This is a genomic window from Variovorax sp. Root318D1, from assembly GCF_001424835.1.
In the GTDB taxonomy this organism is placed as follows: domain Bacteria; phylum Pseudomonadota; class Gammaproteobacteria; order Burkholderiales; family Burkholderiaceae_C; genus Variovorax.
In genome coordinates, this window is record NZ_LMCQ01000007.1 from 17803 (window position 1) to 33926 (window position 16124).

The following is a 16124-nucleotide window of genomic DNA, read 5'->3' on the forward strand; positions in this document are numbered from 1 at the left end:
GGAAAGCACATCTTAGCCGCGCTACTGAAGGGCTGATGCGCTTTGTCCGCTGTAGGCGAACCGGCAATCCATCAAATTGCACGGTCCGCAAGTGCTCAGCTGCCGGCCACCTTCATGCGGTTGACCAGCACCGACCCCGTGGTCTTGGCGCCGAAGGTGTAGGCATCGGCGCCAATGGCCTCGATGCCCATCAGCATGTCCTTCAGGTTGCCGGCAATGGTGATTTCATGCACCGGGAAGGCGATCCGGCCCTTCTCCACCCAGAAGCCGCTGGCGCCGCGCGAGTAGTCGCCAGTCACGTAGTTCACGCCCTGCCCCATCAGCTCGATCACGAACAGGCCGGTGCCGAGCTTGGCGAGCATGGCGTCGAGATCGTCGCCCGGCTTCGTGAGGCGCGAATTCAGGATCAGGTTGTGCGAGCCGCCGGCGTTGCCGGTGGTCTTCATGCCCAGCTTGCGCGCCGAATAGGTCGAGAGAAAGTAGCCTTCGAGCCGGCCGGCATCCACCACCTTGCGCGCGCGGGTCACCACGCCTTCGTCGTCGAAGGGCGAACTGCCCTTGCCGCGCATCACGTGCGGATCTTCAGCCACGTCCACGTGCTTGGGCAGCACCGGCTTGCCGAGCGAGTCGAGCAGGAAGGTGCTCTTGCGGTACAGCGCCCCGCCGCTCACGGCCTGCACCAGCCCGCCCAAAAGGCCCACGGCCAGCGGCGACTCGAACAGCACCGGGCATTCGGTGGTCTTGATCTTGCGCGACTTGAGCCGGCTCAGGGCCCGCTCGGCGGCGTAACGGCCCACGGCCTGCGGGCTCGCCAGTTCGCCGGCCGAGCGCATCGAGCTGTACCAGGAGTCGCGCTGCATGTCGTTGCCCTTGCCGGCGATGGGCGCAACCGAAATCGAATGCCGCGAGCTGGCGTACCCGCCGCGAAAACCGTGCGTGTGGGCGCTGAAAAAGTGGCTCTGCTGGGCCGAGACGCCCGCGCCTTCGCTGTTGGTGATGCGCTTGTCGGTCGAGAGCGCAGCCTCTTCGCATTCGAGCGCCAGCGTGGCGGCCTGCTCGCTGGTCACGTCCCAGGGGTGGAACAGGTCGAGTTCGGGGTGCTCCTTGGCAATGTCTTCCTCGTCGGGAAGGCCGCTGACCGGGTCTTCGGCCGTGAAGCGGGCGATGTCGTAGGCGGCCTGCACCGTCTGGGCAATGGCGGCCTCGGAGAAGTCGGAGGTGCTGGCGTTGCCGCGGCGGTGGCCCACGTACACGGTGATGCCCAGCGACTTGTCGCGGTTGCGCTCGACGTTCTCGAGTTCGCCCTTGCGGACCGAGACGCTGAGGCCGCAGCCCTCGGAGGCTTCGGCGCCGGCATCGGTTGCACCGAGCTTTTTGGCGTGGGCCAGGGCCGAGTCGACCAGGTTTTCGAAGAAGGAGCGGCTGTAGGCGAAGCCGGAATCGGCGCGCGAGGAGGATGTCGTCATGTGGTGGCTATGATACTTGCGCCCCCCACATTCCGTTTTCCCTTCAGCTTCCCACTGCGCATTGCACGCGTTGCAACGCCGCACGGTGCGGCCCAGAATCCACCCCATGTCCCGCAAACCCAAAAAAGGCTATTTCGTCCGTGGCCAGTTCGTCGCCGAAGGCAGCGAGCTCGACCTGGAGCTCAAGCGCGAGCTCAAGGGCACCGACGAAGCCAGCCGCACCGACCTCAAGCGCGAAAGCGACGAACTGCAAAAGCTGGGCACCGAGCTGCTCGGCCTGCGTGCCGGCCTGTTCGATGCGCTCCCGCTCGACGAAAAACTGGTCGACGCCGTGGCCGAGGCCAAGCGCATCACCAATTTCGAGGGCAAGCGCCGCCAGATGCAGTTCATCGGCAAGCTGATGCGCAAGCTGGAGCCCGAGGTGCTGGAGGCCGTGAAGCTCGCCCTGACCGAGCAGAACAGCGTGCCGGCGGCCGAAACCGCCGCGCTGCACGAAGCCGAACGCTGGCGCGACCGGCTGATTGCCGACGACGATGCGCTGGGCGGCTGGATCGAAACCCACCCTGCCACCGATTCGCAGCAGCTGCGCGCATTGGTGCGCCAGGCCCGCAAGGACTTGAAGGCCGGCCCCGCCGGCGAAGCGCCGCGCCAGGGCAAGGCGTACCGCGAGATCTTCCAGCTGGTGCGCGCGCAGCTGGCGGTGCACGGTGGCGCCGACCACGCTGCGGAGGCCGCCGCGCAAGACCGGGAAGACGACGCATGAACCCCTTGCCTTTCTCCCTCCCCTCCCGGGGGAGGGCCGGGGTGGGGGCAAGCGGCGCATCCATCGGGCGCTCTGGCTGCCCCCATCCCAACCTTCCCCCAAAGGGGGAAGGAGCAACACCATGAGCACACCCGACCCCGTCCGCATCGGCATCGTCTCCATCAGCGACCGGGCCTCCAGCGGCACCTATGAAGACAAGGGCCTGCCTTCGCTGAAAGAATGGCTCGGCCGGGCGCTGAAGAACCCCATCGATTTCGAGTCCCGGCTGATTCCCGACGAAACCGCCCGCATCAGCGCCACGCTGATCGAGCTGGTCGACGCCGGCTGCTCGCTGGTACTGACCACGGGCGGCACCGGCCCGGCCCTGCGCGATGTGACGCCCGAAGCCACACTGGCCGTAGCCCACAAGGAAATGCCCGGCTTCGGCGAGCAGATGCGCCAGATCAGCCTGCGCTTCGTGCCCACCGCGATCCTTTCGCGCCAGGTGGCGGTGATCCGCGACAAGAGCCTGATCATCAACCTGCCGGGGCAGCCGAAGTCGATTGCGGAAACGCTCGAAGGGCTCAAGGACACCGAAGGCGTGCAGGTCGTGCCCGGCATCTTCGCGGCGGTGCCCTATTGCATCGACCTGATCGGCGGGCCGTACCTTGAGACCGATGACGCGGTCTGCAAGGCGTTCCGGCCGAAGTCGGCCATCCGACCGCCGCGCTAGGCGGCGAGCCAGCGGGGTCAGGCCTTCGGGCGCTGCCGGACCCAGGCCTCGAAGCCGGTCGGCGCCAGGCGCGCGCCGGCAGCCGGCGTGAGCGAGCGGTCGTCGAGGCGCACCCCGAAGTAATCCGCGTTGGCATCGGTGACCACTTGCCGGGCATCGCCCGTTGCAGCGAGAAAACGGCGCACCAGGTCGTCGAGTGGCACGGCCTCCGGCCCGGCGATCTCCACCCTGCTGCCTGACGGCGGCTCGTTCACGATCTCGGCCAGCGCCGCGGCCACGTCCTCCGCCGCAATCGGCTGCACCAGTGCGTGCGACAGGCGAATTTCGCTGCCCGCGCCCCCCGCGTTGGCGATGCCGCCCAGGAACTCGAAGAACTGCGTCGCCTGCACGATCGTGTAGGGCACGGGCGAGGCCTCGATCAGGTCTTCCTGGGCCTGCTTGGCGCGGAAATAGCCGCTGGCCAGCAGCCGGTCGGTGCCGACGACCGAGAGCGCGATGTGGTGGGCCACGCCGGCTTCGGCCTCGGCCGCGAGCAGGTTGCGGCCCGAGGTCTCGAAGAAGCGCAGCACGGCCTCGTCCTCGAACGACGGCGAGTTCGCCACGTCGACGACCACCTGTGCGCCCGCCAGGGCCTCCTTCAGCCCTTCACCCGTGAGCGTGTTGACGCCCGTGGAAGGCGAGGCGGCAACGACTTCGTGGCCGGTGTGGCGCAGCCGTGCGGCGAGCTTGGAGCCGATGAGGCCGGAGCCTCCGATGATGATGATCTTCATGGTTGATTCCTTGTGAAAAGGCAGTCCAGAGAACGCCCCCTTTGGACGTCCTTTCAAGCAAGACGTCCGGTGGGGATAGTTTGTGACACCAGGACCGAAAAACTACTTGGAATCGACGTCCCTCCGATGGGCAATGCGATAGAGCAGCGGCAGCACCAGCAGCGTCAGCGCGGTCGAGGAAAGGATGCCGCCGATCACCACTGTCGCCAGCGGGCGCTGCACCTCGGCGCCGGTGCCCGTGGCAATGGCCATCGGCACAAAGCCCAGCGAAGCGACCAAGGCGGTCATCAGCACCGGCCGCAGCCGGGTGATCGCGCCTTCGCGGATCGCCGCGTCGAGCGGCAGCCCGCCCTCGCGCAGGTTGCGGATGAACGAGATCATCACCAGCCCGTTGAGCACCGCCACGCCTGAAAGTGCGATGAAGCCCACCGCCGCCGAGATCGACAGCGGAATGCCGCGCAGCCACAGCGCCACGATGCCGCCGGTGAGCGCAAAAGGGATGCCGGTGAACACCAGGAGGCCGTCCTTCAGGTTGCCGAACATCGCGAATAGCAGCGTGAACACCAGGAGCAGCGACACCGGCACCACCACCTGCAACCGCTCGGTGGCCGAAGCCAGGTTCTCGTACTGGCCGCCCCACGCGGTCCAGTAGCCGGGTGGAATGCTCACCTTGCGCATCGCTTCTTCGGCCTCGGCCACGAAGGAGCCGAGGTCGCGGCCGCGCACATTGGCGCTCACCACGATGCGGCGCTTGCCGTTCTCGCGGCTGACCTGGTTGGGGCCGGGTGCAAGCTCCAGCGTGGCCACTTCGCCCAGCGGTATGAAGCTGGTGCGCTGCGCCTCCGCGCCAATGCTCTTTGGCAATGCCACGGGCAGGCGCTTGATCGCCTCCAGATCGGTGCGCAAGTTCTCGGGCAGGCGCACGAGGATGTCGAAGCGCCGGTCGCCGTCGAACAGCGTGCCCGCCTCACGCCCGCCCACTGCGATGGAGATGGCGTCCTGCACATCGCCCACGTTGAGGCCGTAGCGCGCGGTCTTGCCGCGGTCGATGTTCACCGTGAGCATCGGCAGGCCGGTGGTCTGCTCGACCTTCACTTCGGCGGCACCGGAGATCTTGCTCAACGTTCTCGACACCTCGGCCGCCGTCTTGTTCAGCACGTCCATGTCGTCGCCGAAGATCTTCACGGCCACATCGCTGCGCACGCCCGAGATCAGTTCGTTGAAGCGCAGCTGGATCGGCTGCGAGAACTCGTAGTTGTTGCCCGGCAGCTTCTCGACCTCTTCCTGCACCGCCGCGAGCAACTCGGCGCGCGTGCGGCGAGATGCACCTTGGGGCGCGGGCCACTCGCTCTCGGGCTTGAGCATGACGTAGCCATCCGAGATGTTCGGCGGCATCGGGTCGGATGCGATCTCGGCCGTGCCGGTGCGCGCGAACACGCGCTCGATCTCCGGAAACTTTTCTTTCAGCGAGCGTTCGATCTGCTTTTGCATCTCGACCGATTGCGTGAGGCTGGTGCCCGGAATGCGCAGCGCCTGAACGGCAAAGTCGCCCTCGCCCAGGCTTGGCACAAACTCCGTACCCAACCGCGTGGCCAGCAGGCCCGAGAGCAGCACCGCCACCACCGCCGTGGTAATGACCAGCGGCTTGGCCGTCATCACGCGCGCCAGCAGCGGCTCGTAGCCGCGCCTGGCCCACTGCATCAGGCGGCTTTCTTTCTCGCTCACCTTGTTGCCGATGAACAGCGCCACGGCCGCCGGAATGAAGGTGATCGACAGGATCATCGCGCCCAGCAGCGCAATCACCACGGTGAAGGCCATCGGGTGGAACAGCTTGCCCTCCACACCCGTGAGCGCAAAGATCGGCAGGTACACGATCATGATGATCAGCTGGCCGAACAGCAGCGGGCGCCGCGCCTCCTGCGAGGCAGCGAACACTTCGTGGAAACGCTCGCTGCGCGTGAGCGGCCGCCCGTGCCTTGCCTGCGCATGGGCGAGCCTTCGCACGCAGTTCTCCACGATCACCACCGCCCCGTCGATGATGATGCCGAAGTCCAGCGCGCCCAGGCTCATGAGGTTGGCGCTGACCTTCTGGTTCACCATGCCGGTGAAGGTGAAGAGCATCGACAGCGGAATGACCAGTGCGGTGATCAGCGCCGCGCGCATGTTGCCGAGAAACAGGAACAGCACCGCAATGACCAGCACCGCGCCCTCGAAGAGGTTCTTCTTCACCGTGGCGATGGCCTTGTCGACCAGCACCGTGCGGTCGTACACCGTCACGGCCTTCACGCCCGCGGGCAGCGTGCGGTTGATCTCCTGCATCTTCTTGTCGACCGCCTGCGAGACGGTGCGGCTGTTCTCGCCGATGAGCATGAACACCGTGCCCAGCACCACCTCGCGGCCGTTGTCGGTGGCCGCGCCGGTGCGCAGCTCCTGGCCGATGCCGACCTCGGCCACGTCCTGCACGCGCAGCGGCACGCCCCCCACGTTGCCCAGGATCACGTTGCCGATGTCTTCCACCGACTTCACCTGCCCCGGCGCACGGATGAGGTACTGCTCGCCGCGCTTCTCGATGTAGCCCGCGCCCACGTTGGCGTTGTTGCGCTCCAGCGCGGTGACCAGGTCGGTCATCGTGAGGCCATGCGCGAGCAGCTTGGCGGGGTCGGGCGCGATCTGGAACTCCTTGGCGTAGCCGCCGATGGAGTTGATCTCGGTCACGCCCTTCACGTTGCGCAACTGCGGCTTGATGATCCAGTCCTGGATCTCGCGCAGGTCGGTGGGCGTGTAGGGCTTGCCGTCCGCCTTCTTCGCGCCCTCTTCCGCTTCCACGGTCCAGAGATAGATCTCGCCGAGGCCCGTCGATATCGGCCCTATCACCGGCGAGATGCCGCCCGGCATGCTCTCGCGCGCCGACTGGATGCGCTCGTTCACCAGTTGCCGCGCAAAGTAAATGTCGGTACCGTCCTCGAAGATCACCGTCACCTGCGAGAGGCCGTAGCGCGAGAGCGAGCGCGTCTGCTGCAGGCCCGGCAGGCCGGCCATCACCGTCTCGATGGGATAGGTCACGCGCTGTTCGGCCTCGAGCGGCGAATAGCCGGGCGCGGCGGTGTTGATCTGCACCTGCACGTTGGTGATGTCAGGCACCGCGTCGATGGGCAGCTTCTGGTAGCTGAAGACACCGAGCGCGGCCATGCCTAGCACGACCAGCAAGACCAGCCAGCGCTGTTCGATGGAAAACCGGATGACTCGTTCGAACATGCGGCGTCCTCAGTGGGTGTGCGTGGCAGAGCTCTTGCCCTGCTGCGACTTGACGACGAAGCTGCCGCTCGCGGCATGGGCCGTGCCGGGCTTCAGGCCGCTCAAGACTTCGATGCGCCGGCCGTCGCTGCGGCCTGTCTGCACATGCTGCGGCACGAAGCCGCCGGGCACCTTGAGGAAGACGGTGGGCTTTTCCTCCACCGTCTGCACCGCGTCGGCCGCTACCGTCACGGGAGCATCCGCTTCGGACGAAACGAGCTCCACGTTCACGAACAGGCCCGGCCGCCAGACACGCTGCGGATTCGTCACCGTCACGCGTGCCGTGGCCGTGCGCGTCTGGGCGCCGATGAGCGAGCCCACGTAAGACACAGTGCCGCTGGCCGTCTGGTCGAACGCGGTCGAGCGGATGGTCACCGGCTCGCCGATGCGCACCAGGTTCAGGTTGTTCGCGGCCACGCTGATCTCGGCCCACACGATGGAGAGATCGGAAATGGTGAAGACGCTGGCGTCTTCCTTCACCGCTTCGCCGAGCGAGATGTGCTTCTCGACCACCATGCCGTCGAAGGGCGCGCGCAGTTCGTAGCGGCCAAGGGCCGGCGAGCCCGGCGTGGCGCCCAGCGCCAGCAGCTTCTGGTTCGCGTTGGCCACGGCAATCTGCGCCTCCTGCATGGCCTGCTCGGCCTGCAGATAGTCTTGCTGGGCCGAGATCTTTTCTTCCCAGAGTTTCTTCTCGCGCTGGTAGGTGGTGCGGGCCAATTCCAGCCGGCGCTGCGCGGATTGAAGTTCGCTGCGCTGCTCCGAGAGCATCGGGCTGGAGAGCACGGCCAGCACCTGGCCGCGCTTCACCTCTTGCCCGAGGTTGGCCGATACGCTGTCGACCACGCCTGCGACGCGCGGCACCACGTGGGCCGTGCGATCTTCGTTGAACTTGATCTCGCCCGGCAGCTGCAGAGACGACTTGATGCGCGCAGGGCCGGCGCTCCCGATGGCCAGGCCGGCGGCCTTGATCTGCTCGTCAGTGAAGGCGATCTTTTCTTCGTCTTCCTTGTGGGCCTTCGGCTCGCCCTTTGCCTCGCCAGATGTGCTTTTCTCCGCGTGCTCTTCCGCGTGCTTCTCCGCGTGCTCCTCGCCGTGATGCTCCTTGTCGGCGTGGCCTTTCGCATCGGCATGACCGTGGTCGTGGCCATGGTCCTTGCCTTCGGTCTTTCCTTCTTCGTGATGCTCGCCATCGGCATGCCCGCCGGCTTCCGAATGGCCGGCCGCCTCGGGCTTGGCCGGCGCGGTGCGCAAAATCAGCGCGCCCGCGCCAAGGCCCATCACCAGAACAACCGCGATGGCCATCCACTGCTTCTTGCCGATGCGCTCGGCGAGCGTGTTGCGTTCTTCTGTGTTCATGATCTTGTGAATTCCTGAAGTCAGCGCGCAACGGCCGTCGCGCGCAGGGGTTCGTCGCCTTCAGTGCCCAGCAGCCGGTCGAGCTCGCCCGCCGCGCGATGTGCATCGGCCAGGGCGAGCAGGTACTGGTTGCGCACCTGGAACAGCGTGCGCTGCGCATCGAGCGCTTCGAGAAAGCTGAACTTTCCAAGCTCGAAACCGCGGGCTGCTGCCTTGTAGGCGGCTTCGGCGCCGGGCAGCGCGTGGCGCTGGAGAGTCTCTGCGGTGGCGCGCGCCGACCGCAGGCGTTCGGTGGCCTGCGCCACGTCGGCACGCAGTTGAAGTTCGGCCGCCAGAAGGTCGTCGCGCGCCTTCTCTTCACGGCTCAGCGCTTCGGCGACGTTCCCGCGGTTGGTGTCGAAGATCGGCAGCGGCACCGACACGCCTACCACGACCTGGTTGCGGCCGCTGCCGCTGCCCATGCCTTCATCGGCCGGCACGCGCTTCGCGCCCAGCGACACGGTGATGTCGGGCACGCGCCGGGCCTGCTCCAGTGCCGAGAGCGCCTGGCGCCGCTCGACCTCGAGCCGCGCCTGGCGCAGCACCGGTGCCTCGGAAAGCCGATGCTGCACGGCGTCCGCAGTCGCTGCGGGCAGCAAGTCGATCGCGCCGTCCGCGTGCGTGAAGCGAGGATTCGCATTGCCCCAGAGCGATGCGAGTTGCCGGCGCGAAGAGCGCAAGGCGCCCTCGGCCTGCAGCAGCTCGACGCGAATGCCCGCCTCCGCCACGCGCGCCCGGCTCTCTTCGAGCGGCGCAACCTTGCCCGCCGCCACCCGGTTGGCGGCCGCGCGGGTTGCCACCCCTGCAAGTCCGACCGAGTCTTGCGCCAGTCGCAAGCGCTCCTGCGCGGCCAGCACTTCGAAGAACAGCGTGATCGTCGATGCGCGCAGCTCGGAACGCCGCGCAAGCAGCGCCGATGCGGCCTGGTCGCGGGCGCGCTCGGCCGCCGTCACGCGGGCCGCGCGCTTGCCGCCCAGCTCGATGGGCTGGCTCAGCTGCAGCGTGGTGGTGCGGTTGCCGCGCCGCAGGTCTTCCACCTGCGCGCCGAACACCGGGTTGGGCCAGGCACCGGCCTGCACCACGGCAGCATCGGTGGCTTCCCGCTCGCGCGCGGCGGACGAGAGCCCGGGGTTGAACTGCCGTGCCAGCGCGAGCGCACTGCGCAGGTCCAGCGGGCCTGCGGGCTCTGGCGCTTCCGGGGCAGCGTGCCCGAGCGACGAAGGATTGGAACCGGCAGTGGATTGTGAAAATGCCGGGGACACCGCCAAGGCCATGACGGCCAGCGGCACGAAGAGCGTGCGCATCGAATTCTCCTGGGTTGCAAAACAACGGGCGGGGGAATTCGGCGAGAGCTCAGCTGATGATGGGTATCAGGAAAATGGGTTGTTCTCTCGCCGAATCAAAGGGCGAGAGGCCACGCAGGAGGCACGGGCACTTCGGAGATGTGCGAGATGAAATGATCCGCGCGCGTGGCGCGCAGGGGCTGCGCCATTGGCGGCGCCTGCACGCGATCGGCCATGGTCGGCAGGTGTTGCGCGTGGCCCAGGTGGCAGACGGCGCAATCGCCCAGCACGGCGTTGGGCTGGGTGCCGGGGCTCTTCTGCGCGTCATCGGTCATGCGCGAATCGCTGGCACTGCTGCTCGGCTCGTGCTCGTGATGCCCCCAGTGGCCCGGTTGCACATCGCGTTCATGCTGGCAATAGGCCGCCGACGCCGCCCAGCTGAACTGGAACGGAAGCAAAAGCAGCAAGAAGATCAGAAGCCAGCGGCGCATGGTCCAAAAAAGTATATCGGCGACATGGAGCCGCTGGTCTGCAATGCCCTTGCAGTTCGCAGGCGATGCGAATTCTTTTCATCGAACGCGTGCCCGGACCAGGCGACGAACCGGTGTCAGGGCTTGGCCGGCGCCTCCGGCTCTGCCTCAGGCTTGCCCCCAGCGTCGCCGGCATGCAGCGCCTTGCGGCCGATGCACAGCGTCATCAGCGGCCCCGTCATCGCGGTGGTGGCCAGGGCCATCACCAGCAGCATGGTGAACAGCTCGGGGCCGATCAGTCCCACGTCAAACCCGATCTTGATCACGATCAGCTCCATGAGCCCGCGCGCGTTCATCAGCGAACCGGTGGCCAGGCTGTCGCGCCAGCTGTAGCCTGCGATGCGCGCTCCGGCCGCGCCGCCGGCAATCTTGCCGACGGTGGCCACGCCCACGATCAGCAGCATCGCACCCAGGCTCGCACCGGAGAAGGCATTCGCCGTGGTGCCCAGCCCCGCAAGCGCAAAGAACAGCGGCATCAGCACGACGATGGAAATCGGCTCGATGCGTTCGCTCAGCGAGCGCAGCAGACGGTCGTCGCGCGGCAGGCAGGCGCCGAACAGGAAGGCGCCGAACACCGCGTGCAGGTGCAGCCATTCGGTCAGCAGCGCGGTGAGCAATAGGCCAATCATGAGCGAGGCCATCACCGTGGTCGAAGGCTCGCCGTCGGGCGCCTTCACGCGCAGCAGCCAGGCAAAGGCGGGCTTAAGGCCGAAGAAAAGGAAGGCGAGCATCACGACCACGCCGACGGTGATCTTGATGAGGCTCTCGTAGCCCTCGCCCGCGCCAACCAGCGCCACCACGAAGGCCAGCAGGATCCAGGCGAACACGTCGACCACGGCCGCGGCACTGAGCGAGAGCTGGCCGAAAGCCGTGCGCGTCATCCCGCGGTCCTTGAGGATGCGCGCCATGACGGGAAAAGCCGTGATGGAAAGCGCCGCCGCCATGAAAAGCGCAAAGGGCCAGAAAGCGACACCGGCCGGCGCGAGCGTGGGGTACAGCGCAGGCGAGATCGCAATGCCCAGCGCCAGGGGCACGATCACGCTGAGCACGCCCACCGCGCCCGCCGCCTTGAGCTGCGCCCGCATGTTCCGCGTGGCCCGCAGCTCCAGGCCCACCACGAACATGAACAGCACCAGCCCCACCGTCGACAGCGAAGAAAGGCCCTGCAGCGATTCCTTGGCGAACAGCTGCGCGTGCAGCGAGGGAAAGAGCGCGCCCATGACCGCCGGCCCGAGCATGAGGCCCGCCGCCATTTCACCCACCACCCCTGGCTGGCCAAGGTAGCGAAGCACCCAGCCGCAGAGGCGCGCGGTGGTCAGGATGACGACGAGTTGCAACAGGAGGGAGGTGACGGACATCGGGGGGCTGGAGTCGGAAGGCGAGGCAGCCGATGTTAGTTCGAAGCCGTGTCGCCGAGCCAACGGTTGGCCCACTGGTTCAGCGCGAGGCGCTTGCCCCCCGGCAACTCACCTGGACGCGCGCATCAGCCGCAGCCCGTTTGCCACCACCAGCAGGCTCGCCCCCATGTCCGCAAACACCGCCATCCACATCGTTGCGCCGCCAAACACCGCGAGCACGAAGAACACGGCCTTGATGCCGAGCGCCAGCGTGATGTTCTGCCACAGCACCGAATGTGCGCGGCGCGAGAGGCGGATTGTTTCGGGAATGCGCCGCAGGTCGTCGTTCATGATGATCACGTCGGCCGCTTCCATGGCCGTGTCGGTACCCGCGCCGCCCATCGCAAAGCCGATGTCGGCCTGCGCGATCGCCGGCGCGTCGTTGATGCCGTCGCCCGCCATGCCGGCCATGCCGTAGCGCTGCTGCAGCGCCTTGATGGCATCGAGCTTCTCCTCGGGCATCAGGTTGCCGCGCACGTCGTCGATGCCCGCATGAACGCCGATGGCCCTGGCCGTGGCGGCGTTGTCGCCGGTGAGCATCACGGGCGTGACGCCCAGCGCGCGCAGTTCGGCCATGGCCGCCTGCGAAGACGGCTTGATGGTGTCGGCCACCGCGAACAGCGCCAGCACCGCATGGCCGGAGGCCAGCAAGGTGACGGTGCGCCCAGCCTCCTCATGCCGCTTCAGCTCGGCTTCGAGCGCGGGGCTGCACAGCTTTTGTTCCTCGACGAGGCGATGGTTGCCCAGCACATAGCTGCGGCCTCCATACGTGGCCTGCACGCCGCGTCCCGGCAAGGCCGTGAAGTCGACGATCGGCCGGGGCTCGTGCTTTACCAACCCCGCGGCAATGGCCTTGGACACCGGGTGGTCGGAGCGACCAGCGATGCTCGCGGCAATGGCGAAGATCTCGCCCTCGTCCGCCGCCCTGTCGAGCAGGCTCGCTTCGACCAGCTTCGGCTTGCCTTCGGTGATGGTGCCCGTCTTGTCGAGCGCCAGCGCCTTGAGCTTGCGCGCCTCTTCGAGGTAGGTGCCGCCCTTGATCAGGATGCCGCGCCGCGCGGCCGAGGCCAGCGCACTCACCACCGTGACGGGTGTCGAGATCACCAGCGCGCAGGGGCAAGCGATGACCAGCAGCACCAGCGCCTTGTAGACGGCCTCCATCCAGGTCCAGCCCATGAGCCAGGGCGTGAGCACCGCCACTGCGATTGCCAGCACGAAGACCGCGGGCGTATAGACAGCCGCGAACCGGTCGACGAAGCGCTGCGTGGGGGCGCGCGTGCCTTGCGCTTCTTCGACCGCATGGATGATGCGAGCCAACGTGGTGTTTGCAGCCACGGCCGTGACGCGGAATTCCAGCGCACCCGTCTGGTTGATGGTGCCTGCAAACACCGCATCGCCCACCGACTTGTCGACCGGAATGCTCTCGCCCGTGACCGGCGCCTGGTCGATGGCGCTCATGCCCTCCGTCACCACGCCGTCCATCGACACGCGCTCGCCGGGGCGAATGCGCACGAGGGCGCCGAGCGCCACAGCGTCTGCCTTTGCCGTCTTCCAGCTTCCGTCGGGCTGCCTGACCTCGGCCAGTTCAGGCGCCAGCGCCAAAAGGCCCTGGATGGCATTGCGGGCGCGGTCGACGGCACGCGCCTCGATCATTTCCGCAATGGCATAGAGCGCCATCACCATCGCGGCCTCGGGCCATTGGCCGATGACGAAGGCGCCCGTGACCGCCACCGCCATCAGGGCGTTGATGTTGAGGCGCCAGCGCACCAATGCGGCAAAGCCCTTCTTGTAGGTGTCGAGCCCGGCCAGCGCGATGGCTGCGAGCGCCACCCCCATCTCCACCGCCGTGAACGCGATGCCCTCCGGGGCGAGAAATGAAATCGTCTCGGCCGCGATCGCCAGCACCAGCGCGGCCACCAACCGCAAGAGCTCCGGCGTCATGAGGCCGGTGGTGCGCGCCGTGCCGGGAACGGGCGGCGCACCGGCCACGTCGTTCAGCGCCTCAGGCTTGAACCCCGCCTTGCGGATGGCCTCGAGCGCGTCGGGCAAGGCTGCGTCATCGGCAGTGATCGCCATCGTCCGTTCGCCGAGCCGAAAGCGCAGCCCGCTGATGCCGCCGACAGGCTCCAGCGCGCGGCGGATCTCGGACTCTTCGACGGCGCAATCCATGGTGGGAATACGGAAGAGCAAGGCGCCCTTCGGGATGTCTGCGGTATCGACGGCGGCAACCACTGCCGCCGATCCACATGCGGAGCTGCCGCAGCAGGCCGTTTCGGCCGGTGCATGCGAATGAGCATGCGCATGCGGCGCCACCGATTTCAGAGCGTTCTGGTTCGTCATGAAGCCGATTGGAAACCCTGAAGCAGGTGTAGAGTCAAACGATAGATTCCTCCACTCCCCTTCTTGCCGCATCATGAAAATCGGAGAACTGGCCAAGGTCGCGAACACGCCGGTCGAAACCATCCGGTACTACGAGCGCGAGCAGCTGCTGCCCGAGCCGGCGCGCACCGAAGGCAACTACCGCATCTATGACGACGAGCATGCGCAGCGGCTGGGCTTTATCCGCCGCTGCCGTTCGCTGGACATGACGCTCGATGAAATCCGCAGCCTGCTGCGCTTTCGCGATGCGCCCGGCGAAGACTGCGGCGAGGTCAACCAGCTGCTGGACGACCACATCGGCCACGTGGCTGCGCGCATTTCCGAGCTCAAAACTCTGGAGAAGCAGCTGAAGGCCCTGCGCCAGCAATGCGGCGCCCCTCAATCGGCGCAGAACTGCGGCATCCTGCAAGAGCTCGACACTGCCGCGCCGGCGACCGAACCCTTCGGACAGCACGCAGGCCATGTGCATGGCTCGCTGCATGCGGCCACCAAACGATCGCCCTGAAAGGCCCCGCTACTTGCCGATGAGCTGCGTGAGCTTCTCCGCCTCGAAGCTCTCGTCAAGCGCCGCATCGCAGGGCACGCAGTCCTTGGTACCGGGATGCGCAGACAGCTTCTCGATGGCCTGCCACAGCAGGGCGATCTGGTGCTCCTGGCTCGCGGCACTGTCGACGAGGCCGCGCATGGCCTGGCTCAGCGGGTCGTCGTCCTGCGTGATGCCGTAGGCGGAGAACTTCTGCGGAGCGGCCACATCGGCGCTCTCGCCGGCCTTCGACGGGATGATGCGCGCGGGAATGCCCACCGCGGTCGCCCCTGCCGGCACCGGCTTGATGACCACCGCGTTGCTGCCGATCTTGGCGCCATCGCCAACGACGAACCCGCCCAGCACCTTGGCCCCCGCGCTCACCACCACGTTGCGCCCCAGCGTCGGATGGCGCTTGGTGCCCTTGTAGAGCGAGGTGCCGCCGAGCGTCACGCCCTGGTAGATGGTGCAGCCGTCGCCGATCTCGGCGGTTTCGCCGACCACCACGCCCATGGCATGGTCGAAGAACACCCGCTCACCGAGCTTGGCCGCGGGATGAATCTCGATGCCGGTGAGCCAGCGGGCCCAGTGCGCGATGGCGCGTGCCGGCCACTTGAAGCCGTGCGTCCAACATGCGTGCGCCCAGCGGTGCAGCACCACGGCATGGAAGCCGGGATAGACCGTGATCACTTCCCAGGCGCTGCGGGCGGCCGGGTCGCGTTCGAGGATGCACCGGATGTCGGCGCGCATTCGAGAAAACATCGCTGCCTTTGTTGTCGTTATATCGATAGGGGCCGGGCAGTCTAAAGCGCAGGGTCTTCGCGTACGGGCGATGGGGTTTTAGGCTCGCGGGCGGCGTCGGCCATGGCCTTGGCGATGCCGCGGAGGATGTGAATTTCCTCCGGCGTCGGCTGGGCGCGGTTGAAAAGCTGCTGCAGCCGGGGCATCAGCTTCTTGGGCGCCTGCGGGTCGAGAAAACCGATGTCCACCAGCGACCGTTCCCAGTGGTCGAGCATGCCGGCCACCGCCTTCGCATCGGCCGCCTGCACGGGCGCGGTGGCGTCGCGCACCTCGTAGCCACCCAGGGCCAGCCGCCATTCGTAGGCAACCACCTGGATGGCGGCGCCGAGGTTCAGGGAGCCGAACTTCGGATCCGTGGGAATGCTCAGGGCCACGTTGCAGCGGTAGACGTCTTCGTTGCGCATGCCGAAACGCTCCGAGCCGAACAGAAAGGCCACATGCTGGTCGCCCTGCTTCACGAGCGGCTCCAGGTGCTCGCGCGGGGTGCGCGTGGGCGGGCCGAAGTCGCGCGGGATCATGGCGGTGGCGCACAGGTGGGTCACGCCGTCGAGCGCCTCGTCCAGCGTTTCAACGATGCGGGCGTTGTTCAGAACGTCCAGCGCACCGCTCGCGCGCTGGATGGTTTCTTCCCGCCGCAGCACGTTGGCCCACCGTGGCGCCACCAGCACCAGGTCGTCGAAACCCATGGTCTTCATGGCGCGGGCGGCGGCGCCCACATTGCCGGCATGGCTGGTCTGGATCAGGATAAATCGGGTGCGCATGGAGGGTTTGGAGACACAAAACGGGCGGAGCCGGTAAAATGTCCGATTCT

Annotated in this window: 13 protein-coding genes; 3 read left to right on the forward strand and 10 right to left on the reverse strand. The window is 67.1% G+C overall.

Going from position 1 to position 16124, the window contains the following annotated elements; genetic code table 11:
* Window positions 1–95: 95 nt before the first annotated feature.
* Entirely contained in the window at window positions 96–1466 is a 1371-nt protein-coding gene (pmbA, locus tag ASC78_RS07795) for a metalloprotease PmbA (protein WP_055798872.1), read from the reverse strand.
* Between the two features lie 106 nt (window positions 1467–1572).
* On the opposite strand from pmbA, the gene yjgA reads away from it, so the two are divergent.
* Both yjgA and mog read left to right on the forward strand, forming a co-directional pair.
* Window positions 1573–2229 (forward strand): ribosome biogenesis factor YjgA, encoded by a 657-nt coding sequence (yjgA, locus tag ASC78_RS07800; protein ID WP_055798874.1) that lies wholly within the window; start codon window positions 1573–1575, stop codon window positions 2227–2229.
* A gap of 121 nt (window positions 2230–2350) precedes the next feature.
* Window positions 2351–2941, forward strand: a complete 591-nt coding sequence (gene mog / locus ASC78_RS07805) for a molybdopterin adenylyltransferase (protein WP_055798877.1) — start codon at window positions 2351–2353, stop codon at window positions 2939–2941.
* Between the two features lie 17 nt (window positions 2942–2958).
* Here mog and ASC78_RS07810 read toward each other — a convergent pair whose 3' ends face one another.
* The 7 genes from ASC78_RS07810 to ASC78_RS07840 form a co-directional block, all read right to left on the reverse strand.
* Window positions 2959–3711 (reverse strand): SDR family oxidoreductase, encoded by a 753-nt coding sequence (locus ASC78_RS07810; RefSeq protein ID WP_055798879.1) that lies wholly within the window; start codon window positions 3709–3711, stop codon window positions 2959–2961.
* Window positions 3712–3813: 102 nt separating this feature from the next.
* A complete protein-coding gene (locus ASC78_RS07815) occupies window positions 3814–6966 on the reverse strand; it encodes a CusA/CzcA family heavy metal efflux RND transporter (RefSeq protein WP_055798882.1) in 3153 nt (1050 codons plus the stop codon).
* 9 nt (window positions 6967–6975) lie between these two features.
* Window positions 6976–8361, reverse strand: coding sequence for an efflux RND transporter periplasmic adaptor subunit (locus ASC78_RS07820; protein WP_055798885.1), 1386 nt, complete (start codon window positions 8359–8361; stop codon window positions 6976–6978).
* Between the two features lie 20 nt (window positions 8362–8381).
* Window positions 8382–9704, reverse strand: a complete 1323-nt coding sequence (locus ASC78_RS07825) for a TolC family protein (RefSeq protein ID WP_055798889.1) — start codon at window positions 9702–9704, stop codon at window positions 8382–8384.
* A gap of 95 nt (window positions 9705–9799) precedes the next feature.
* Window positions 9800–10174, reverse strand: coding sequence for a cation efflux protein, CzcI family (gene czcI / locus ASC78_RS07830; protein WP_055798893.1), 375 nt, complete (start codon window positions 10172–10174; stop codon window positions 9800–9802).
* A 116-nt stretch (window positions 10175–10290) separates the two neighbouring features.
* Window positions 10291–11571, reverse strand: coding sequence for a cation:proton antiporter (locus tag ASC78_RS07835; RefSeq protein WP_055798896.1), 1281 nt, complete (start codon window positions 11569–11571; stop codon window positions 10291–10293).
* A gap of 108 nt (window positions 11572–11679) precedes the next feature.
* The gene (locus tag ASC78_RS07840; RefSeq protein ID WP_055798899.1) at window positions 11680–13950 is read right to left on the reverse strand and encodes a heavy metal translocating P-type ATPase; all 2271 of its coding nucleotides are present in this window, start codon (window positions 13948–13950) and stop codon (window positions 11680–11682) included.
* 73 nt (window positions 13951–14023) lie between these two features.
* Between ASC78_RS07840 and cadR the strand changes: the two genes are divergently transcribed.
* Entirely contained in the window at window positions 14024–14494 is a 471-nt protein-coding gene (gene cadR / locus ASC78_RS07845; RefSeq protein ID WP_055798902.1) for a Cd(II)/Pb(II)-responsive transcriptional regulator, read from the forward strand.
* 9 nt (window positions 14495–14503) lie between these two features.
* Here the strand turns inward: cadR and cysE are convergent, their stop codons facing one another.
* On the reverse strand, window positions 14504–15295 hold the full coding sequence (gene cysE / locus ASC78_RS07850; RefSeq protein ID WP_268810386.1) for a serine O-acetyltransferase: 792 nt from the start codon (window positions 15293–15295) through the stop codon (window positions 14504–14506).
* A 20-nt stretch (window positions 15296–15315) separates the two neighbouring features.
* Window positions 15316–16074, reverse strand: a complete 759-nt coding sequence (locus ASC78_RS07855) for an RNA methyltransferase (protein ID WP_055798908.1) — start codon at window positions 16072–16074, stop codon at window positions 15316–15318.
* Between the last annotated feature and the right edge of the window lie 50 nt (window positions 16075–16124).